General features: G+C 41.8%; 22 protein-coding genes. 11 read left to right on the top strand and 11 right to left on the bottom strand.

The genetic code is table 11. From position 1 onward, the window contains the following. Positions 1-40: 40 nt before the first annotated feature. The 7 genes from AAE250_RS18860 to miaA all read right to left on the bottom strand — a co-directional run bounded on the left by AAE250_RS18860 (position 41) and on the right by miaA (position 8624). Complete coding sequence (locus AAE250_RS18860) at positions 41-550, bottom strand: C40 family peptidase (protein ID WP_294603061.1); 510 nt, start codon at positions 548-550, stop codon at positions 41-43. Beyond that, positions 547-1365 carry an ABC transporter ATP-binding protein gene (locus AAE250_RS18855; RefSeq protein WP_294603059.1) on the bottom strand — a complete coding sequence of 273 codons (819 nt, stop codon included), beginning with the start codon at positions 1363-1365 and terminating at the stop codon, positions 547-549. Before AAE250_RS18855 ends, AAE250_RS18860 begins: the two co-directional genes overlap by 4 nt. 49 nt (positions 1366-1414) lie before the next feature. Beyond that, the gene (locus tag AAE250_RS18850; protein WP_294603058.1) at positions 1415-2908 is read right to left on the bottom strand and encodes a DUF5687 family protein; all 1494 of its coding nucleotides are present in this window, start codon (positions 2906-2908) and stop codon (positions 1415-1417) included. A gap of 80 nt (positions 2909-2988) precedes the next feature. Beyond that, on the bottom strand, positions 2989-5808 hold the full coding sequence (locus AAE250_RS18845; RefSeq protein ID WP_294603057.1) for a M16 family metallopeptidase: 2820 nt from the start codon (positions 5806-5808) through the stop codon (positions 2989-2991). A gap of 83 nt (positions 5809-5891) precedes the next feature. After that, entirely contained in the window at positions 5892-6692 is an 801-nt protein-coding gene (kdsA, locus tag AAE250_RS18840; RefSeq protein WP_294603052.1) for a 3-deoxy-8-phosphooctulonate synthase, read from the bottom strand. A gap of 14 nt (positions 6693-6706) precedes the next feature. Continuing rightward, positions 6707-7633, bottom strand: coding sequence for a diacylglycerol/lipid kinase family protein (locus tag AAE250_RS18835; protein WP_294603049.1), 927 nt, complete (start codon positions 7631-7633; stop codon positions 6707-6709). Between the two features lie 70 nt (positions 7634-7703). Further along, the gene (miaA, locus tag AAE250_RS18830) at positions 7704-8624 is read right to left on the bottom strand and encodes a tRNA (adenosine(37)-N6)-dimethylallyltransferase MiaA (RefSeq protein WP_294603047.1); all 921 of its coding nucleotides are present in this window, start codon (positions 8622-8624) and stop codon (positions 7704-7706) included. 461 nt (positions 8625-9085) lie between these two features. On the opposite strand from miaA, the gene AAE250_RS18825 reads away from it, so the two are divergent. Further along, positions 9086-9919: a zinc finger domain-containing protein gene (locus AAE250_RS18825; protein ID WP_342289290.1), complete on the top strand. Its 834-nt coding sequence runs from the start codon at positions 9086-9088 to the stop codon at positions 9917-9919. A 128-nt stretch (positions 9920-10047) separates the two neighbouring features. Here AAE250_RS18825 and AAE250_RS18820 read toward each other — a convergent pair whose 3' ends face one another. Further along, positions 10048-10956 carry a TolB family protein gene (locus tag AAE250_RS18820; RefSeq protein WP_342289289.1) on the bottom strand — a complete coding sequence of 303 codons (909 nt, stop codon included), beginning with the start codon at positions 10954-10956 and terminating at the stop codon, positions 10048-10050. Positions 10957-11888: 932 nt separating this feature from the next. Then, positions 11889-12239, bottom strand: a complete 351-nt coding sequence (locus AAE250_RS18815; RefSeq protein ID WP_196071797.1) for a winged helix-turn-helix transcriptional regulator — start codon at positions 12237-12239, stop codon at positions 11889-11891. Positions 12240-12320: 81 nt separating this feature from the next. Here AAE250_RS18815 and AAE250_RS18810 point away from each other — a divergent pair, with 81 nt between their 5' ends. Then, positions 12321-12644, top strand: a complete 324-nt coding sequence (locus AAE250_RS18810; RefSeq protein ID WP_342289288.1) for an SDR family NAD(P)-dependent oxidoreductase — start codon at positions 12321-12323, stop codon at positions 12642-12644. A gap of 24 nt (positions 12645-12668) precedes the next feature. On the opposite strand, the gene AAE250_RS18805 is transcribed toward AAE250_RS18810, so the two are convergent. After that, positions 12669-13862 (bottom strand): hypothetical protein, encoded by a 1194-nt coding sequence (locus AAE250_RS18805; protein ID WP_342289287.1) that lies wholly within the window; start codon positions 13860-13862, stop codon positions 12669-12671. Positions 13863-13876: 14 nt separating this feature from the next. Beyond that, the gene (locus tag AAE250_RS18800) at positions 13877-14104 is read right to left on the bottom strand and encodes a hypothetical protein (protein WP_342289285.1); all 228 of its coding nucleotides are present in this window, start codon (positions 14102-14104) and stop codon (positions 13877-13879) included. Between the two features lie 146 nt (positions 14105-14250). Here AAE250_RS18800 and AAE250_RS18795 point away from each other — a divergent pair, with 146 nt between their 5' ends. The 9 genes from AAE250_RS18795 to AAE250_RS18755 all read left to right on the top strand — a co-directional run bounded on the left by AAE250_RS18795 (position 14251) and on the right by AAE250_RS18755 (position 21947). Continuing rightward, the gene (locus AAE250_RS18795; protein ID WP_342289298.1) at positions 14251-14838 is read left to right on the top strand and encodes an SDR family NAD(P)-dependent oxidoreductase; all 588 of its coding nucleotides are present in this window, start codon (positions 14251-14253) and stop codon (positions 14836-14838) included. 60 nt (positions 14839-14898) lie between these two features. After that, positions 14899-15726 (top strand): SDR family oxidoreductase, encoded by an 828-nt coding sequence (locus tag AAE250_RS18790; RefSeq protein ID WP_196071796.1) that lies wholly within the window; start codon positions 14899-14901, stop codon positions 15724-15726. A gap of 231 nt (positions 15727-15957) precedes the next feature. Continuing rightward, the gene (locus tag AAE250_RS18785) at positions 15958-16911 is read left to right on the top strand and encodes an alpha/beta hydrolase (RefSeq protein WP_196071795.1); all 954 of its coding nucleotides are present in this window, start codon (positions 15958-15960) and stop codon (positions 16909-16911) included. A 24-nt stretch (positions 16912-16935) separates the two neighbouring features. Beyond that, the gene (locus tag AAE250_RS18780; protein ID WP_342289284.1) at positions 16936-17769 is read left to right on the top strand and encodes an SDR family NAD(P)-dependent oxidoreductase; all 834 of its coding nucleotides are present in this window, start codon (positions 16936-16938) and stop codon (positions 17767-17769) included. A gap of 67 nt (positions 17770-17836) precedes the next feature. Next, a complete protein-coding gene (locus AAE250_RS18775; protein WP_342289283.1) occupies positions 17837-18667 on the top strand; it encodes an SDR family NAD(P)-dependent oxidoreductase in 831 nt (276 codons plus the stop codon). Between the two features lie 62 nt (positions 18668-18729). Next, the gene (locus tag AAE250_RS18770) at positions 18730-19638 is read left to right on the top strand and encodes a helix-turn-helix domain-containing protein (RefSeq protein WP_196071792.1); all 909 of its coding nucleotides are present in this window, start codon (positions 18730-18732) and stop codon (positions 19636-19638) included. A 79-nt stretch (positions 19639-19717) separates the two neighbouring features. Then, positions 19718-20545 (top strand): RteC domain-containing protein, encoded by an 828-nt coding sequence (locus tag AAE250_RS18765; RefSeq protein ID WP_196071791.1) that lies wholly within the window; start codon positions 19718-19720, stop codon positions 20543-20545. Positions 20546-20799: 254 nt separating this feature from the next. Continuing rightward, positions 20800-21132, top strand: coding sequence for a helix-turn-helix domain-containing protein (locus AAE250_RS18760; RefSeq protein ID WP_342289282.1), 333 nt, complete (start codon positions 20800-20802; stop codon positions 21130-21132). A 134-nt stretch (positions 21133-21266) separates the two neighbouring features. Further along, a complete protein-coding gene (locus AAE250_RS18755; protein ID WP_196071789.1) occupies positions 21267-21947 on the top strand; it encodes a hypothetical protein in 681 nt (226 codons plus the stop codon). The last annotated feature ends 40 nt before the right edge of the window (positions 21948-21987 follow it).

Below are 21987 nucleotides of genomic sequence, written 5' to 3'. Positions count from 1 at the left end.
TGAAGAAATTTTAGGGTGCATTCAGATGGGAATTTGTGTATTACTTTCTTCCCCCGCAAAGCCAATAATCCGTATAATACTTCTCTTTGAGGCTGCTGACAATCACCCCCTTGCTGGTACTGGCGTGAATAAACTTCCCGTCTTTAAGGTAGATGCCTACGTGTGCCACTTTCTTGCGGGACGCACGGCTGGTGAAGAATACCAAATCTCCCTCACGCAGATTGCGGCGGGAGATTTTCTTGGTTTCTTTCAACTGTCCGTCTGTACTTCTCGACAGGCGGGTATGGTAAACCTTCTTATAGAGTTGCGATACCAGTCCTGAACAATCGGTTCCACGTTTGCTGTCGCCACCGGCACGGTAGGGGGCGCCTATCCATTCGGCGGCGCTGATGTACAGCTTATGATTGTCGGTCATCTCAATGTCTACACCCAAGCGGACGGAGGCCTGTGCCAATGCTTTGTAGTCCAGGCGTGGCGCTGAGGTATGGCAGGAACTTAAACCGATTAACAGTCCGGTAAGAGCTACTATATAAGAAAAGTACCGTTTCATGCTTCAGGGGCTTTATCCGTTGTTTGCGGCTTTTCTGCAGAAGTCTCTTCCATTGCTGTCTCTTCCATTGCGATTTCTTCGGTTATGGCCTCTTCTGCTGCTATCTCTTCTTCTACACCGATGTTGAAGTATGCTTCCAGTTCTTTTTCTGCCGAATTGTTTTCGTTTCGGATATCGCGGAGAATAACGCCATGTTCCAGCAAGGCGATGCGCGGGCATACGTCTACCGTGTGGTTCAGGTTGTGGCTGGAGATGATGACAGTTGCTCCGTGCTCCTCATTATACTTCTTCAGCAGGTACTTGATGACCGACTGCGAACTGGGATCGAGGAAGTTGAAAGGCTCGTCCAGTATTAGTAGTTGCGGATGGTGGAGCATAGCGGAGATAATACCGATTTTCTGCTTGTTACCGGCAGAGAAATTGCGGATAAACTTCTTCTGTCCTATCACTTCACCGTTCATGAAGCGTTCGAAAGGTACGATGCGCTCGTCTACCTCTTCCTTCTTCAGGCCGTACATCTTGCCGATGAAGTAGAAGTACTCTTCAGGTGTCAGGTAGTCTATCAGGAAACCGTCGTCGATGAAAGCTCCGGTAAAGTTCTTCCAGTCCTCGCTTTTGCTCACGTCGATGTCATTGATGGTTACATTACCCTGATCTGCTTGCAGCAAGTCCAGTATCAATCGGAAAAGAGTGGTTTTGCCGGCTCCGTTGTTGCCGACCAGGCCAAGCATGTCTCCCTGCTGAATGGTGTAGTTCTCTATATCTACGGCTTTCTTTTCGCCAAAGTTTTTCTGTAAATTATTAATCTGTATCATGATAGTGATTAGTTATTAATGATTAATGATCCGTGTCTGATTTGAATCGTTATGCCCGCTGTCTGCTATCTCTGAAACCCTCCATATTCTTGTAGCGGCGTTTCATGAATCGCAAGTAGACGTTCTTCAGCCAGAAGCGGGAAGTAAGGATAAAACCTCCACCGATTACAATCAGAATCCATGCCGTTACTGTCTGCCCCCATAAAGATACCAGAATAACATTCAGGATCAGAGGCACACCGAAGGCAGCGCCGGCAATCAGGTTCTGCAAACCGGTTCCCATATTCTGGCGGTTCGTCATCTTTGCATTCAGGTCTACGGTTTTGTTGTTGTACACAGCCAGTTGGAACAGGCAGAAATAAACACATCCCGATACAAATACCGCCCAGGCGATGCAACTCAACACAGCCAGCTTACCGGTTGCCATGGCCGGGATCATCAGTATCAAAGGAATAAGTATGGCAATGCTATACAGTATATATTTGGCACGTAGCAGTGCATAGATCGATTCTTTACGGCTCATCAGTCCGTCGATATAGTTTCCTTCATAGCTCATTAGGCTGGAAAGGAACAGAATACCGAAGATGACAAAGTTATAGACCATGATAAAGTTTTTCATTCCTTGTCCGTCGTACACCTCCGTAAAGCTGAGGACACAACTGAAGGCTATCACTACGATGAAAACCGTACGCAGTGAAGTTTTGCATACCTTGTTGCGCAGCAGCAGTTTCAGTTCCAGCCGCATGTATTCGCCTATTTCACCATAACGGTCCAGGAACTTGTACTCGGATACATGCTTCACTTTCGTATCTTCCACTTTGTTTATTTCATCATAAATCAGTCCGGTCATCAGGCTGCGGTTGATGAACCACATAATGACGATGGCAATCAGTACGCCGATAAACGTAAGCAGGTTTCCGTTAATGAATCCTTCGCCCAGATCGATGGACCAGTCGAACAGCGGACTCTTGTCCGGAATAAACATAGCGGCTGCAATGCCTCCATATATTAGGATGGGCAGAGCGATCCACCAGATACGTTCATTCATCAGGGTGCGGCACAACAGGAACCAATAGTTGTTGAATATCATCAGTAACCAGATGCCGATGCAGTAGGTCAGTACTCCCGTCAGCCCGTAGAATTTGGTGATGGTAAGAATGGCAAACGGAACAAAGAAGAATAGCCAAATCAGATTAAAGCCGTTCAAACCGGAGCGTATCAGCAGAAAATCAATCAACCGGTTCCGCTTTATAGGAAGCAGTAAATAAGGCTTTACTTCTTGTGTCGGCGTCTTTTGGAAAGGGAAACGCATCAGGAAATCCAGGACGAGGATAAATATCAGGCCGCTGTTCAGAACGTGATAGGCTTCTGTGGCACCACCGTCAAAGGCAAATGCAAAAGTACTGCCGAAGAAGATGAGATAACCTGCCCAAAAGACAGCCATGAAGTACATCCAGAACTTGCCGAACTTGTTCTTCTCGTACATCGGGTTTCGTTTGGCAGCCAGTTTTCCGTGCTTGCGCAGTTCTAAAAAAAGACTCATGATGTTGTAATTGTTTTGAATGTATATGAAAAAGGCTGCGCTGCTTGTCAACAACGCAGCCTTTTGTATTTAAAGCTCTCTTATTCTTTGTTGGGACTGATCATCGATACTTCGATTTCATTCTTTTGCTTGAACAAATCATCCGTAAACTTCTGAATGTCCTTCACTGTGATGCTGTTTACTATCTGTTCGTAGTCCTTGATAGGATTCATGCCGGTGAACAGGTATTCGTCAATGCTTCTCAGCCAGTAGCCGTTCTCTTTCAGGTCTTCGGCATGCTTCTTCAGCATGAATTCCTTTACCTTGTTCAGGTCACTTTCCGACGGACCGTTTTTGGCAATATTATCCAGTTCGGCAAAGATAATCTTCATCAGTTTTTCTCTCTTTTCAGGAGCAGTTTCGAATACAATCTGCAGGATGGCTTCTTCCTTCGGATATTTGCTCAACTGGCCGCCTGAGTATACACCATAAGTGCCGCCTTCATCTTCGCGTACTTTTGCAGTGTAAACCAAATCAAGAATCTGACTGGTCATATCCATCAGGATATCGTTCTTCAGGTTGTACGGGCATGTTCCATTGATGAATACAAGGTTGGATGCTTTCGGAGTTTCCTGCTGACGAATGAACTCGTTTTTGTAAACTCCCTGGCGCATTTCAACTTTATTATCCTTGAATGTCTCCTTGCGGTTGATGGAAGGCAGCGCGCCCAGATATTCCGCAATAAGCGGTTTCATGGCTTCTACATCCACATTACCTACAAAGATGAAGGTAAAGTCGCTGGCATCTTTGTAGCGGTCTTGATACATGGACAGAATCTTGTCATAATCCATCTTGTCAATCATATCCGCTTTGATTCGTACTCTTCTCGGATGATTCATGTAGATGCCGGCTTGTATGGAGTCGCTGAATGCTACTCTCGGATTCATCTCCATGTTCTGCAATGCCGCCTTGTTGCGGTTCTTGTAGGATGCAAAGGCATCGTCATCACGGCGCGGAGCAGTGAATGTCAGATAGGTAAGTTGCATCATGGTTTCGAAGTCTTTCGGTGAACAGTTGCCATTTACGGTTTCTGTCTTGTCACCGATACCGTAACTTACGGAAGCTTTCTTACCTGCCAATACTTTCTCCAGGTCTACAGCGCTGAAGTTACCCAGACCGCCTACTTCTACTGCATCCAGTCCGTTGATATTGATAATTTCTGAGTTGGGGAACAGAGAACTACCACCCAGGCTTACACCTTTCATGCGGATTTCATCTGCTTTGAAGTCTGTTTTCTTCAGGATTACCTTGACGCCGTTAGACAGAGTCAGCATGGTAGTTCCGAATACGTCGTCTGTTGTTTCCGAAACGATCTTGCCGCCCTTCGGAGCTTCTTTCATCAGAGGTTCGTCCGATACCTTATCTACATAGGCAGTCAGCTTTTCAGCTTGTACGTCTTTCAATATCTTCTTGATGGCTTCTTCCGTAGGCATTTTCAAACCTTCTTTTTCGGGACCGAAGATGGCTACTACCTGGTTGCTGTCCGATACCAGTTCGGGCATCATTTGGTTCAGTGCGGCCACAGGGATGGCAGGAGCTATCTGATTGATGATGGCATATTCGTTCTCGATGCCGGGGATGGGTTCATTGTCCAGGAAGTGGCGTACATATTCATCTACGTATGCTTCATTCTTGCGTTTGTCGCGTTCGTTATAGGCCGATTCCAGTTGGCGCAAGTATTCTGCACGGGCACGGTTATATTCTGTTTCCGTGAAGCCGAACTGGCGTGCACGTTCTACCTCGCGGAGTACAGTGGCTATACCGTCTTCTACAGCATCTTCCTTGCAGACAACTACGCTGGTGAAGGCGTCTTTGGTTTTGGCAACAAAGAAGTCTTCATCGAAAGTGGTGGCATAAATATAAGGAGGATTGGCTGTTTGCATCAATTCATTCAGACGGGCATTCAGCATATTGTTGATAAGCGTGATGGCATAGTCTTGCACCATGTAGCCCATGTTGCCTTTCTGGTCATCCGGAGTAGCTTCGTGCTTGTTGAAGATGATGGCCTGGATATTGGGTTGCTCTTTATCCTGGTCAATCAGTATGATGGGTTCTTTATTGTCATTTACCGGATAATATTCGCGCTTGGCAGCATTGGGCTGGGCGGGGATATCGGAGAAGATTTTCTTTATCTGGGCTTCGATGGCATCCACGTCGATGTCACCCACAATGACGATGCCTTGCAGGTCGGGACGATACCACTTTTCGTAGTAGTCTCTCAGCGTTTGCGGCTTGAAGTTCATTACCACTTCCATGGTTCCGATGGGGAAACAGGTGGCATATTTGGTTCCTTCGAACATTACCGGAAGCATCTTTTCCTGAAAACGTTGCATGGCACTCATGCGGGTACGCCATTCTTCGTTGATAACGCCGCGCTCCTTGTCTATTTCCTTCGGGTCCAACGTCAGGTCATTGCTCCAGTCGTGTAGAATCAGCAGGCAGGAGTCGATGGCTCCGGGAGTGGTGACAGGCACGTTGGAGATATTATAAACCGTTTCATCTATGGAAGTATAAGCATTCAGGTTCTCACCGAATTTCACTCCGATGCGTTCCAGATATTGTTTCAGTGCATCGCCGGGGAAGTGAGTGGTTCCGTTAAAGCACATGTGCTCCAGGAAGTGTGCAAGACCGCGTTGGTCGGCTTCCTCCTGTATGGAACCTACTTTCTGGGCAATGTAGAAGTCGGCCCGGTTTGCAGGAAGGCTGTTCTTGCGGATGTAGTAAGTCAGACCATTGTCCAATTTTCCGATACGGACATCCTTGTCAATGGGGATAGGAGGCATCTGCTGTGCAAACACCTGCTGGAAGTTGCAGCATATAATTAAGGCTACAATCCAAAAACTACGTAATAAATGTTTCATACTAAATGAATATTAATTGTTCTTGCTCTATCTGTCGGACAGAAAAGTTATAAATCACAAAAGGATCTGTTTTTTTGTGAGACTTATTTGATTGCTTCCCGGATACGTACCAGCTTGGTCAGTAAGTCTTCCAATAAATCTAGTTTTAACATGTTGGCACCGTCGCTCTTGGCTACGGCCGGGTTCTCATGCGTTTCGATAAATAATCCGTCCACTCCTACGGCAACGCCGGCTTTGGCTACGGTCTCGATGAGTTGCGGCATGCCGCCTGTGACGCCGCTTGTCTGGTTGGGCTGTTGCAGGGAGTGCGTTACGTCCAGGATGACAGGGAAGCCGAATGTTTGCATTTCGGGTATGCCACGGTAGTCGATGACCAAGTCCTGATAGCCGAATGTCGTTCCCCGTTCTGTCAGCATCACGTTCTGATTGCCGGCTTCTACCACTTTGTCTGCTGCAAAGCGCATGGCGAGCGGGGAGAGGAATTGTCCTTTCTTGATGTTGACGGTTTTACCGGTCTTGGCGGCAGCTACCAGCAGGTCTGTCTGCCGGCAGAGGAAAGCGGGAATTTGCAGTATGTCTACGTATTCGGCAGCCATGGTGGCTTCTTCAGCGGCATGGATGTCTGTTACGGTAGGCACCCCGAAGGTGTTGTGCACTTTCTCCAGTACCTTCAGCGCTTTTTCATCGCCGATTCCCATAAAGGAGTCCAGGCGCGACCGGTTTGCTTTGCGGTACGAACCTTTGAATACGTATGGGATTTGCAGTTTCTCCGTGATGGTAACGATGCGTTCGGCAATGCGCATTGCCATTTCTTCTCCTTCGATGACGCAAGGACCTGCCAGTAAAAAGAAATTTCCGGCAGGGTTATTTTTCAGTTCAATCATAATAGTGTTGGGGATTAGTTTGGTATAATCAGAGTAATTGCTTCGTGCAGAATACTGACGTCGAGCGGGAAGTGGCGGTCCAAGATACGTCCGTCCAGATCGACGGAGGCATTCTGTGCACGCAGCACTTTTACTTTCTGGGTGCGGTAGGGCTTCACTACTTTATGGTTCAGGATTCTGCCTTCCATCAGCATCCATATACCGGAAAAGAGTTGCAGCAGTTCCGGGCGGTAGATAACCGACACGTCTAGCCATCCATTGTAAGGTACGGCGCTGGGTGCTTGTCCGTAGCCCCATGCACTACCGATGCAGACGGTCATGATGCGTCCGCGTATGTGCTCACCGTTTATCTTGAGATGCATGCGGTATAGTTTCCGCTCAAAGATTAGCGAAATGAATGCCATGAAGTAGGAGAGGAACTTCACTCCCCAGAAACGCTTGCACTGGTCGGTGATCTTCACGATACGGGCTCCCAGACCGATGTTGATGGCGTTGAGGAAATAGCGGGTCAGATGTTTCTCGCCGTCGTAATAATAGCAGGTTCCTACGTCAATCTTCCGTCGACGGTTGTTGATGATGCAATCCACCGCTTCTTTGTACTCCGAACTCATCTCCCAATACTTGGCAAAGTCATTGCCGATTCCGTTAGGGATGATACCGATGGCGATGTCTTCTTTGTTCTCGGCATTGGATAGCATGATGCCGTTGATGGCATCGTTCAATGCGCCGTCACCGCCCACAATTACGATGGTACGGTAGCCATTGTTGGCAAGGATACCTGCCAGACGTTCTACCGAACCGAACCCTTCGGACTGCACGTAGTCGTAAGACACACCTTTGCTGTCCATATATTCTTTGATTTCTTTCCACCGTTTCTGCACTTTCCGTGTTCCGGCTTTGGGGTTGTATATCACGCCCCACTTTTCGGGTTCTGCACTCATATTATAATTTCTTTCAGTAGATCTAACTTTTCATTTTGCAAATACTTTGCAGCCTTGCCGCCCAAAGATACTAAATCTCTTTGAGTTTAGACTTCACAAAGGTAATCTTTTCTTCCATCGGCCATCGTGCATCCATCCAGTGGATGGTGAATCCGCGCCGCTCCATTCCCCGGAACCAGGTCATCTGACGTTTGGCAAACTGGTGGATGGCGATTTCCAATTGACTGAACATTTCGTCGTAACTCAGTTGCCCGATGACGTAGAGCGTCAGATATTTATATTCCAGTCCGTAATAAATAAGGTCGTCCGGCCGGATGCCTTGTTCTATCAGGCGGCGCACCTCGTCTACCATTCCTTCGTCCAACCGTTGGTGCAGGCGACGGGTTATTTTCTGCCGACGCAGTTCCCGGTCAATGTCTATACCGATGATGAGGCTGTTCAACTGGGGGAACGAGCGCTCGTCTACCGGCGTGTGGGCGTAATACTCTTCAATCTCGATGGCACGTATGGCACGTTTGGCGGTGTCTACATCCGTGGTGTTGTGCAGGCTCTTGTAGGTTTTCAGTATTTCGGTCAGTTCTTCCAGGGACTTATCAGCCAAGCGAGTGCGCAATTCCTGATTCTCGGGCACGGGCAGTAGCTTATAGCCTTTCAGCACTGACTCCAGATACATTCCGGTTCCTCCACATAAAACGGGCAGGCAGCCTTTTTGTTTAATAGTCTCGTAAGCATCCAGGAAATCACGTTGGTACTCAAAAACATTGTATTTATAGCCCGGTTCGGCTATATCAATAAGGTGGTAGGGGATTTGCTTCCCGTTGACGGTGTAGTCTGCAAGGTCTTTTCCGGTGCCAAGATCCATACCCCGGTAAATCTGCCGGGAGTCGGCACTGATGATTTCCGTATTGAGTTCAGCTGCCAGTGTAGCTGCAAACGGCGTCTTCCCGGAAGCGGTAGGACCTAATATGGCGATTAAATCATAGTCAGGCATATATTAGCTTTTGTTTATCCGACTACAAAGATAATGTAAATCGTGGGTAATACAATCAGGTTTTGCCTGAAATTACATACCGGTAAGTCAGTCTGTATCTTGATAAATATGAAAAAGGACGTGAAAAACGGAGCCTTCTCTTTTAAAATGTGTTATGAAACATACTTTTTTTCTTGGATAATTTGCAGATATCTCAAATGTCCGTATCTTTGCAATGTGTTTTTCATAGTATTAGATTTAAGGTTAACAAAGGTTGGAGTACAGCGGTACTCCTTTTTTTATGCCTATACGCCAGGGGAGTCCTTCTTATCTACTCCTTACCTTCTCCCTACCTACTCCTTACTTCCTCCTTTCCTATAAGCAAGGAGTAGATCAGGACGGGACTTATATCAGAAGTATGGCAGATAAAAAGGAATTTGCTTCGTTTATATACCAATTGACAACTAAAATAGAGAAATGATATGTTAGAATTGCCCGAAGTGCTTACCTTGAGTAAGCAAGCCAATGATGCTTTAAGTGGAAAAACGATTACGCAGGTATTCAATGCCACAAAGCCGCACAAATTTACGTTCTATAATGGCGATCCGCTGGAGTATGGTAAATTGCTTGTCGGCAAGAAGATTTTATCGTCCCAAGGGTATGGAATGTTTGTCGACTTCTACCTTTCGGATGGCGTGACGATGAACATCGGGGATGGAGTCATTGCCCGTTACTACAATCCGGGGGAGAAGATTCCTGCCAACTACCAGCTGCTGCTGACTTTCGATGATGAATCGTTTCTTGTCTTTACGGTTGCCATGTATGGTTTCATCAATGTTTATCCCGATTCCCTCATTGATAATAAGTACTATAAACTGAGCAAGGAAAGTTTATCTCCCCTAAGCGATGAATATACGGAAAAGGAGTTCGATAAACTTTTTGCAGAAGCCAAGAAGACACTGACGGCAAAAGCGTTGCTTGCTACAGAGCAAAGGATTCCGGGTGTGGGCAACGGCGTTACGCAAGATATTCTTTTCAATGCCCGGATTAATCCGAAGCAGAAAGTACTGAGCCTGTCGGATGCCCGGAAAGAGGCTTTATTCTGCTCTTTGAAAGATACGTTGGGAAATATGGTTCTTGAAGGCGGTCGTGATACCCAAACCGACCTGTATGGCAATGATGGAGGTTATAAAACGATTCTTTCGGCCAAAACCTGGAAGAATCCTTGTCCGCGCTGCGGAGGTACGATTGTGAAGGAAGCATATTTGGGAGGATCGGTCTATTATTGCTCGGAGTGCCAGAAGATAGATAATTGATAATTTAGGGGCACTATGGGGTGTTTTGAATGATTTCAGAAATCATTGCTGCAATGTCTTCTGAAATTATTACTGCAATGATTTCTGAAATCATTGCAGTAATGATATAAAGGAAGAAAAGAGTGGGTTTAATCCAACCGGTAACTGATGAATGCTACGCGTTTGCTGTCCGGTGCCCAAGAGTTGACATTGATTGTTCCTTGTCCGCCGAATAGCTTGACCATTGTTTTCGGTTCTCCTCCCGAGGCAGGCATAAGTCTGAGTTCCACGTTCTTGTTGGGAAGATGCTCACCCGGTTCCAAGTCTCCTTTGTAATAGGTGATGAAGATGACGGACTTACCGTCGGGTGATACATGTGGGAACCAGGAGTTGCGTGTTTCGTCAAACGTCATCTGAGTCTGTTCGGAACCATCCTTTTTCATTCTCCATACCTGCATCAAGCCGGTGCGTACGGAATTGAACCAGATGTATTCTCCGCAAGGGGAGTATTCGGGACCATCGTCCAGTCCTTCGGCTGTTGTCAGGCGGACTTCCTCTCCGCCCTCTGCCGGAATTACGTAGACATCATAATTGCCATTCCGGTCGGCGCAATAAGCAAGTTGTTTTCCATCCGGGCTCCATCCATGCAGGTAGCTGGGGCCTATCGGAGTAATCAGGCGGGGTGTTCCTCCTTCTATCGGCAGGGTGTAGACGCGGGATCTTCCGTCTTCTTTCGTTCCGTGACTGATGGCTATTTGTTTGCCGTCGGCAGATATGACGTGGTCGTTGTTGCACTGAACAGCAAAGCCGGTGTTTATTTCTTGCGGTTCGGCGGGTGAATCGGGGGAGATCTTATATAGTTTACCTCCACTGTTATACACAAGCCATTGACCGTCGGGCGTCCAGTTGGGCGCTTCGATGTGATAGGGAAATTCCTTGACTACGGTGCGTGTACCGTTTGTTACGTCCAGCACTTCCAGAATGCTGGTCACGTTGCGTTGTTGGGCGGATGCCAATGAGGCAGATGCTGCTAATAGAACGAGACAACTGGTTTTCATAATAAATAAAGAATTAATGAGGGCTGAAAGGTAGCAATTTTAAATGGGATGGCAATGAGTGTAAACCACAAATCCTTCTCGTTTGCTTTTTGGGGATCAGTCGCAAAACCTGGTGGATATCTTTCTATGAGTTATGTGATGCTTACTATTATTCATAGCGATGATAGAAATGAATGAAATGATAAACATGAGTATCTCAAACTCTCCCGCCTGAAAGGGGGAGTACCCCGTAGGGGGGAGGGAGTCTTACATAAGCAGAGAGTAACTTTGCAATACATAAGTCCCTGCGGATGTGAAACCCCTCCGCCCTACGGGCACCTCCCCTTTCAGGCGGAGGAGTTTGAGATACTCTTTATCTTATCAGAAGTGAATGAAATGTTAACCAGTAGTAGCTTAAAACACCAGGTTTCGCGGCTGATCCCTTTTTTGCGCCTAAAAAAAGCATATGAATGGACAAAGAGAAATGTTCTATAAACTGCCGTTTTTTTGCGCTTTTAAGGGGGGTGGCCTTAAAAAGAAAATCCCCGAAATACACTGTATTTCAGGGATTTGCTGTGTTTTGCTACTCTTGTTAAGTGGTGCCACCAGAACGTTTAATCTTTCGGCAACCAACTCTTTTTTAATATCTTATAGAGTTTCAAAACAACCGTGCAAATACTTCAACATAGTGCTTTCTTCGGCGTTTTGCCCGACAATGCGATTGTCATTTCCATTATATGCTGCAAAGATAATCATATTATTTTAATAGACTTTACTAAAGCACGAATTTCACATCTATATTTCTTTTCTTTTAATAATTCAACTGTATTAGCGGCCAAACGACTTAGCTTACTGGTATACTTATCATTCCACAAGAGGCAGAGTTTAAATCTTTAAATTATAAACGTCTTGCTAACCACTATAGTTTTAGGTAAAAATTGAGTGACTAAAGGTTATTTGTCAGTTTGCTTGATTTTCTCGCGGTGTTGTTTTCCCCATTCCTCCATTGCTTCTAAAACTTTGGAAATTGTTTCGCAATATTCGGTTAGTTTATACTCAACTCTGGCAGGATAATCGTCATAAACAGTTCTGGATATTAATAAATTTTGTTCTAAATGTCTTAGTTCTTTGGATAATACCCGATTAGTTATCTTCGGGATGGAACCTAATATCTCATTAAATCTGTTATGGCCATGGTAAATGGAAATGATAATGGGTAGCTTCCATTTGCCTCCGATAACGTATTGCGTGTCTTGGACAAATCTGATTTTATCCTGAAAATTATATCTCTCTTTATTGTTCATTTAAGTATCCTTTTGTATACAGGTATCAAAGGTATATCTTTTTTTGATATTTTTGCAGCACATTTTAAAAAGATTAATGATATGAATAAAGTATGGTTTATAACAGGAAGTTCAAGAGGCTTGGGAAAGAGTCTGACAGAAGCGGTTCTTGCTAATGGAGATAATGTGGCTGCAACCGCAAGAAACCCGGAAAGATTAAGTGATCTGGTTAAAAAATATCCCAATCAAATCATTGCATTACCGGTAGATGTAACGAACAAAGAACAAATTGATAAAGCGGTGAAAGATACCATCGGAAAATTCGGATGTATTGATGTTTTGGTAAACAATGCGGGTGTTGGTATTACCGGGGCTATTGAGGAATTTAGCAATGAACAGATGGATAGCCAGTTACAAATAAACTAGGGTGTTCAGTTCCGTGTTCCCAAATTACCCTGCTTTATTGAGCGTTTTGGAGCGTAGTACCACCCGATTTTCAGACAGATTCTCCTTGGCCCAGAGATCAACGTCCTTAAGTTTAACATTGGTCAATCGTACTTTGAAATCTTGTTTTTTAGCGCTAGCATAGTTGATTATTTTTGGATATAGTGGCAGCATAAGCACCTGAGAGGTTATCCCGTAGAGTTTGTTGGGTGATTTCTTTGCCTTATAGATGCCGAAGTCAGATTCGATAATGTCCGAGGATATGTGGCGGATATCATAGATGTTTGTAATGAGGGATGTCTGAGACTTGAAGTAATCAATCATTTCAAGACCTACGGAAACCCTACGAGAGTTGGCGTTACCAATGACATTCCGGATTATGTAATCCTGACACAGTGCGTTAACACGCTTTCCAAATCCATGGTTCTTACATAGTTCCTCGACATGTTTGATGGAATCAGTGCAGACTCTGAGTTCGTGTATCAGACTTCTGTAAGATAGAATAAAGGAATACGCTTCCTTCATATCCTCCTCCAAAGTGTCGTAACAGCCAAGGAGTTTTTCCGCCCAGTCGATCCAGTCCCGCAGATTCATAAACCTTGCCATCGCCCTCATGTTTGGTGGAAGTAGCCATGCCTTGTCCGTCAGATGATACTGAAGCCTTATCTTACCGAGTTTTTCGGTAAGAGCCAAGAACTCAGAATCTTTGCCATAAACATGTTTCATGCAGTTGCCCAGCGTGTGGCTGATGTCCAGATGATGACAGATGCCAGCATCCTTGAACCCGCCCACCAGATTATGGGCTCCATCGGAGACTCCATATTCAGGCGGTGCACCAACTGTTTCGGAAACTCTTTCAAACGAAGACTTTATGTCATTGCGTTTGAAACACTCGCCGACTTTCATGTCAAGCACCGTAACATCCTTGTGACCTAGTGGTCGACCTTCATGGTCGGCATTGAACCCAAGGATAAGAAGCAGTTTCTCCTTGTTAATCATGATGCTTTCATCGGCCACAACAGCGTACTTCTGTTCTTTGGGCACGTCATCCTGATAGACTGACAATCCTAGTTTGCGTACCCAGTTAGCAACGGAGTTATAACATGGGACTTTGCCGAACGACTCACCAAGCACTTCTTCAAAGATGTGTAGTATGCCAACCACGGTTCTTAGTCCACAACCGGTTCTAACATATATCAAAACACAAAGCATTATCAGCTGAACAGAGAATCGATGTCCGGGAACAGGCTCGAAAGCAACTTGCGTTGTTCTTCGGTCACTGTTATTGTCGGCACGTCTTTTTTTTTGAGTTCTTTCTTCAAATCTTTGATTTTGACTTTATCAGTCTCTTTCTGGGATTTAAGTTTGGCATTCTCCTCACGAAGACGTTCCAACTCTTGTTCCGGTGTCTCTTTCGGCATGTTTGAATCTAACTTTTTCATTGATTTAATATCTTGGATTATTCTACTAAGATACTAACTTCAATGATATATACAATTTTCAAAGAACTATTTTGCGCTAAAAAACAAATTTTTAAGCACGTGTTATTTTAAAATTTTCAGGTGCTTTGGAATGATGTTTTGGGAACATCAAACTGAACACCCTACAAATAAACCTTCATGGACCGATAGATGTTACCCGATCTGTCTTGCCTTACATGCGTAAGCAACGTTCAGGTAGCATCTTCAATGTTAGTTCTATCGGTGGACGAGTTGGCTCAGCTGGTTTTTCAATGTACCAAGCTGCAAAATTTGGTTTACAGGGATTTACCGAAGTTTTAGCACAGGAAGTTGCCCATCTTGGGATCAAAGTTACCTCAATAGAACCAGGAGGAATCCGCACTGATTGGGGAGCTGCTTCAATGACTTATGCAGAGCCAATTGATGACTATAAAGGAGTTCTGCAACCGCTGAAAGATTATCTGAAAACGATTATACCATTGGGAAACCCAGATAAAGCAGCGCAAGTGATTATAGACTTGGTTGGACACCCGGAACCACCGGTACACTTGTTATTAGGTTCGGACGCTGTTAGCATTCTGGAATCGGTGGAAATCAAAAGAAAAACAGAATTGGAAAAATGGAGACACGTAAGCGTTTCTACCGATTTTGATGACGTTGAAAATCCATGGGCTTCGGAAGAAACAAAAAAGAACATATTAAAGATGAATTATTAATACTCATCTGTAAAAAAGCATTTCACCGTTAAAATATAACGACTAATAAAAATTAAAAAGATGGAAACAGTAAATAAAGTGTGGTTCATAACAGGAGCTTCAAATGGTTTTGGCTTAGCTCTGGTAAAACAATTATTGGAGGGCGGATATAAAGTTGCCGCAACTTCAAGAAATAAAACCCGGCTTGAAGAAAAAGCAGGAACAAGCCCTAACTTATTGGCACTTACCGTTGATATTACAAACAATGATGATGTAAAGTCAGCAATTGAAGAAACAGTAAAAACCTTCGGGAAAATTGATGTTGCAGTAAACAATGCAGGCTATATGCTTTTGGGGGCTTTGGAAGAAGTTTCGGATGAAGAATTTCGTCAATCCGTCAATGTCAATGTATTTGCATTTCAAAATGTAATTCGCAATGTAATGCCTTATTTCCGTAAGCAGGGAGGTGGACATTTCTTCAATTTCGCTTCATCCGCCGGATATTCTGCCGATGCATGTGCCGGAAGTTATAATGCTGTAAAATCTGCAGTTATTGGATTTTCTGAAGCCTTGGCACTGGAAGTGAAACCTTTTAATGTACAAGTTACCATTGTCTCTCCTGGACTTTTCAGAACAAATTTTCTGGGTGCATTTCCTGTTGCACAAAATAAGATCGAACCTTATGGAACACAAAACTTGGTTGATGCCATGAATCAATTTAACGGAAACCAGCCAGGAAATCCTAATAAGCTGGTAAAAATTTTAATTGATACTGCTGGCAAGGAGAACGCACCTTTACATTTGGTAATGGGAAAAGATGCATATCAAAGAGCACTAAATTATTACAAATCTCAAATCGAAAGTCTGGAACAATTGAAAGATTTGAGTTTTTCAACAGATTTTGAATGAATCCTGTATTTGAACACAATCCTATGAGATTTGGACACAGCTACGCTTCTTAAACACCCTACTTTTGCTTCATGATTAAAACCAATCAGTATGAATACTTGCAGGAAAATTGAGAACTTGTGTCTTTTCTATAAGGTAAGATATATTGTTTTGACAACAACTGTTATAGTGTACACTCACACGATTGGATTTTCACAAAATAAATTAAAAGAGAACATAAAAAGTAATGAAATGAAACATCAAGAAGCGTTGGCTGTGGATTATAAACAGCTAAAAGAAGGAAAAAACAGAGTTTATTTTATGAGCCAGGGTTATAAACTTGCCGGGGATTTGTACCTGCCAGAAGAATTTGATAGCCAGCAAAAGTATCCTACCGTGATATACACACGTGTCGGCACACAGGTCAAAGAGCAAACCGGGGCAACTTATGGCAGTAAGCTTTCAGCAAAAGGTTATGCCTTTTTTGTTTTCGACCCCCAAAATTTTGGAGATAGTGAAGGCGAAATCAGAAATTACGAATCAATCCATAATATGGTTCCAAATACCACTGATGCGATAAGCTTTCTGCGAACTTTAAAATTTGTTGATAGGGATCGGTTTTATGGTTTAGGGGCTTGTGCCGGAGCTCCTTACATCTGCAATGTTGCCATTGGTGATGCCCGCATAAAAGCTGTGGCTACGCTTGTAGGTAATTTTGATGCAGCTGCAAGTTTGTTTGGCGCTTACCCCAAGGAAGTTCTTGATAAAATGCTTCAAACAGCAGCCGAGGCGAAACAGAGATACTACGAAACCGGGGAATATGAAACTGCACCTATTTTTGGAGGAATGCCTTTACCTCCACCTGAGAATGCATCAAAAGCGATGAAAGATGGATATGAATATTATTTTCTCAGAGCCGGGCAAGACAAATGTCCCAACTATTCCCCTTATTATCCAACCGTAGGTTTGCCTGTAGATCCGTCAAGAGTTTTTATGAATCAGGCAAAGTTCTTTACTACGCCGTTTTTGGTTATTGCAGGCAGCGAAGCGTTTACACACGACATGGACAAGAAGGTATATGACATGGCGGTAGGTAAAAAGGAATGGATGGTAATTGAAGGCGCATCACACATGGATTTGTATGATGTAGACAAATACCTTGACCCTGCATTGGATAAAGTGGATGATTTTTTTAAAAAGTATTAAAAGGCGGTTGAAAAAAATAAAACGATGAAGAGTACAAAAATATGGTTAGTTACCGGAGCTTCCAAAGGTCTTGGACTTGCCTTGGTAAAACTTCTTTTGGCTGAAAACAATAAAGTCGTTGCTACATCAAGGGATACAAACGATATAGAACAAAAAATAGGTAAGCACGAAAACCTGTTAGCCTTAAATGTAAACCTCGCGGATTCGGAGAATGTTCGCAACGCAGTATTGCAAGCTATTGATAAATTCGGAAAAATTGATGTTGTTGTTAATAATGCAGGTTATTCTCTCTATGGAAGTATAGAGTCTTTATCTGACAAAGAGTTTCGTCAAATTATGGACATCAATTTTTTTGGAACAGTAAATATAATCCGAAATGTAATGCCGTTTTTGAGAAAGCAGAAATCGGGGCATATTATTAACATTTCATCTGTTGCAGGGTACAAGGGTTACGGTAATTCACCTGCATATGCTTCAACCAAATTTGCAGTAGTAGGACTTTCCGAAGCATTGGCAGAGGAAGTGAAAGCATTCAATATAAAAGTTACAGTTGTTGCCCCAGGATTTTTCAGAACAGATTTCCTAAACAAAGGTACTAATTTGGTTTGTAAAAATCCAATACCAGAATATCACATGGATACGTTGTTGAATTGGCTAAATGAAAATAATGGAAAACAAGCAGGTGACCCAAACAAATTAGCTAATCATTTGATTGAAATTACTCATTTAGAAAATCCGCCAATTCATCTTTTAATGGGACAAGATGCTTATCAAATCGTAGCAGAAAAACGAAAAGTTGAACAGGAAGAATTTGAAGAATGGAAAAACATCACGTTCTCTACAAACATTGACGAATAGTGACAATAAATATTTTTCGAGACAAATTTTATACATTGATTGGATACATAAAAAGTGAAATTAAAAAATGAAACAACAGAAAATATGGTTTATAACCGGAGCTTCCAAAGGAATGGGATTACTTCTTACAAAGCTACTTTTAAGTAATGGGGATAAAGTTGCGGCAACATCAAGAAATCTCAGCCAATTGAAAGAAAATGTAGGAATTGAAAGTGAGTCATTTTTACCATTGGCAGTGGATATTACGAAGAACCATAGTGTAATAGAAGCCATAAGCCATACTGTTGAATACTTTGGGGGATTAGATGTGGTTGTAAACAATGCGGGCTTTTCATATATCGGAAGTGTGGAAGAATTGACAGATGAAGAATTTAGGAAGGCACTGGATGTAAATTTATTCGGAGCAGTAAATGTTATTAGAGTATCTTTGTCTCAATTCAGAAAACAGCATTCAGGACATATTATCAATATTGCTTCTGCGGCAGGCTATATTGCAGGAGCAAATATCGGAAGTTATGTTACTTCAAAATTTGCAATGGTAGGACTTACAGAATCATTGGCTTTGGAAATAGCACCATTAAATATTAAAGCAACGGTCGTTCTACCCGGTTCATTCAGAACTAATTTTTTAAATGAAGATTCGCTGAATTATGCAAAAAAAACGATTCCTGAATATGAGAGTGCAAAAACTTATAAAAGTTATGCAGATAGAGCTGGAACACAGCCAGGAGACCCTAAAAAATTAGTAGTTGAATTGTTTAATTTGGTTAATATGGAAAAGCCTCCTGTACACCTAATTTTAGGTTCTGATAGTTATAAAATGATTACAAATAAAATGAAAACGAATTTGCAGGATTTTGAAAATTATCGTCTTATTTCAGATTCAACGAATTTCTAATAAATCAAATGATGGAAACAGGCATAATATTGTTTTCATCGTTTTATAAAATCCAATAAAAAGTGGGAAAGCCATATCATATAAAATCAATCACGGAATATCATAATCTACTGGGTATTCCCAAACCTAAACATCCTTTAATAGGTTTAATCAATCATGAAGATATCCAATATTATGACGATGAAAAACTGATAAATAAGACCTATGAGTTTTATACTATTAGTAGAAAGATAAATTTTGCAGGCACGATGAAATACGGACAACATTATTACGATTTTCAGGAAGGTGTAATGGTTTTTCATGGTCCCAAACAGGTTATAATATCTGAATTGACGGATGATGCTAAGTTAAAAGGCTGGACATTATTGATTCATCCCGATTTTATAAGAACCTATTCCTTAGCCGAAAAAATCAAACAGTTTGGTTTTTTCTCCTATTCAATGAATGAAGCATTACATTTATCCGAAGAAGAAGCGGATACGATTGAAGAAGTAATGGACACTATTCGTAAAGAATACAATTCAGGAATTGATAACTACAGTCAGGATATACTCACTTTGCAGGTAGAATTGTTGTTGAACTATTGCAATCGTTTCTATAACCGTCAGTTTATTACCAGAAAGTTAGCCAATAGTGATTTACTCGTGAAGTTTGAAAAACTATTGTCAGACTATTTTGAAAGTGGAGAATTGGCTCTAAACGGTATTCCTTCTGTTCATCATTTTTCTAATGAATTGAATATGTCTGCTAATTATCTGAGTGACATGCTCAGAAGTCTTACAGGACAAAGTACACAGCAACATATTCATGATAAACTAATAGATAAGGCAAAAGAGATATTAACAACAACAAACTTGACTGTCGGTGAAATAGCTTACGATTTGGGTTTTGAATATCCTCAATCATTCAGCAAATTATTTAAGAGCAAGACCAATCTTACACCACTGGAATATCGGCAATCATTTAATTAACATTTTAATTCTAAGTTGAAATTTTATAATATCAATTATCTGAATTTAATATTATATAAAGTGAGTGTCTATGTAAATTATGATTTTATTTACTTCTCATCTTAAAAAAGAGGTTGATGCTAAGATTGAACGAATAGAATGTTCAGAAATCAGCATGATCACGAAGTCTTTGGAGGCCTCTCGTTTTCTTACTGATGCCGTCAATCGGCTAAAGATATTTGTTTTATCATATAACTTCAAAGATGAAGATGAGGAAATATTTTTCTTTAAAGAAGCCAAACCTAAATTATGTTCACGTCTGATATACTATCGAAAGATTTATAACATTGAAATGAACCGTCCTACTGGTATTGATAAGCAAAAAGAGTATCTAAACGAAATATTGGATGGCATAAACAAATATAATACTAAGCGACTTGATTTTATTAGATATTACCGTTCTTGTTCCTCACATTTAGATTCTGCTTATTTTCTACGGGGTAAGCCGGATATGGAACAATATCTCGAAACGTTTAATTACGAATTTGATCCTCTTTTTTCCACAAATTGCGATTTTAAAGTGGCAAAGATTTTGGCTAATGACATGCTTTCCGCTTACTTAATGCATGAAATGGAACTTCTGGAAGATAATATTATGAAGACTTATTCTTTCGGATTTCCTACCACCAAACTAACATGGAAAGGCTCAAAAGTGGAATTGCAGGAACAAATTGTTTCGTGGGATAGTGCAGGGACATTCGGTGATGTACCGCTTACACAGCTTTACAGTTATATCCAAAATGTATTTAACATTCAATTGGATAGTAACTTGTCTCGAAGTTTTGGCGAATTAAAAATACGGAATACACCCACACCATTTCTTGATAAGCTGAAAGACGCCTTATTGCGGCGCATGGGGCGAAAATAGTAACACCGAGGTCGGTATGTACGCCTAAAAGAATTGGTTTTGATGCTAATTCAGATCAAAATAGGGTGTTTTGTCTTATAACTCATCATATACCGACCCTCTTTATGTATTTTCTTTCTGTTTCAAGGAGATAAACTTATAGTAATTAACTATAAATAAGCGGATTAAAAAGATATTCAATAAAAGTCACACCGACCTCCTTATAACCTATATAGAAACGTCCGAACTTTGCTGTAAATTAATAAGGTGCTGTTATGGAAGATAACAATTTACAGGAGTGGTTGCTGGCCTGGTTTGAGCAATTCATGGGACGTTTTGATCGACTGGATAAATTAATGGATATAATGAGTGGACGGCATAACGTACTAAATGGTGAACGGTTGTTGGATAATCAGGACTTGTGCCAACTGCTGAACGTAAGTAAGCGGACTTTGCAGCGTTACCGCTCTGCGGGCGAATTGACTTATATAACCATTCACCATAAGATATTTTACACAGAGAAAAACGTAGAGAAATTCATCCGTGATCATTTTTCCAAAGGTGATAATAATAGCGAAACAGAACTTGAACCTGAGCCATCCAGTTAGCTTTTCTGATTTATCTATTGTTTAGATCCTGTACTGTCGTGAGATAGTGCGGGGGTCTGTTATTCTAAGGGGAGGAAATAACGACTGACTCCCAATTATTTAGTATTTTTGCAGGTGGAAAAATTACAAAAAGTATGCAGAAAGAATTTAAGTTTAATGATAAAACAGATTATATATTTTACTTGTCAGAATTGATTACTGATCTGTTGCAAAAAACAGACAGACTAAAAAAATATGGACAAGAAATCGAACATCTCATTTTGGTAAACCCTAATGCAAAGTTAATACAGGCAGAAATATATGAATCAATAAGTGATAAAGTCAACAGGCTTTTTCAATATCTATTTAACTTGCTTGGAGACGAAAGTAGAAAGGCTGTGTCATATCGAAAATTTAGAAAAAGATTATTCAAGGATAAGAAAACTTTAGATATTGAATTGGGCGAATTATCTGAAAGTGAACTGAAAACTTTAGCTGAATTTAATTCGTTGAGAAATTGGGGATTGCATATTCCTGAATCATTATTTATTCAAAAAAAAGAATTTTTCAAAATGAACTCGATTTTTATTGAAACGAATAAAAAGACTATTCCTATACCAACGTATGAATATTTTGAGATTCAATTCTTAACCGAAATGAAAAGAGAAATACAAGAAGTTATCGACTCTTCTATGGTAATTTTAGAAAGAATGAAAGATGATTATGCTGTATTAATTGGGGAACAAGTAAAGATTGAGTACGAACAGAATCAAGTCAAGCCATATCTATTTATGACCGCAGTACAAAATTCTTGGGATTCGCAAAATGGGAAATAAAAAGGCGGATTACTCCGCCTTAATAACCGCTTCCGATTCA

This window comes from Bacteroides sp. GD17, assembly GCF_038448625.1.
Taxonomy (GTDB): domain Bacteria; phylum Bacteroidota; class Bacteroidia; order Bacteroidales; family Bacteroidaceae; genus Bacteroides.
Note: the sequence above shows the minus strand (reverse complement) of the source record. Positions and strands in the feature narration are given on the sequence as shown.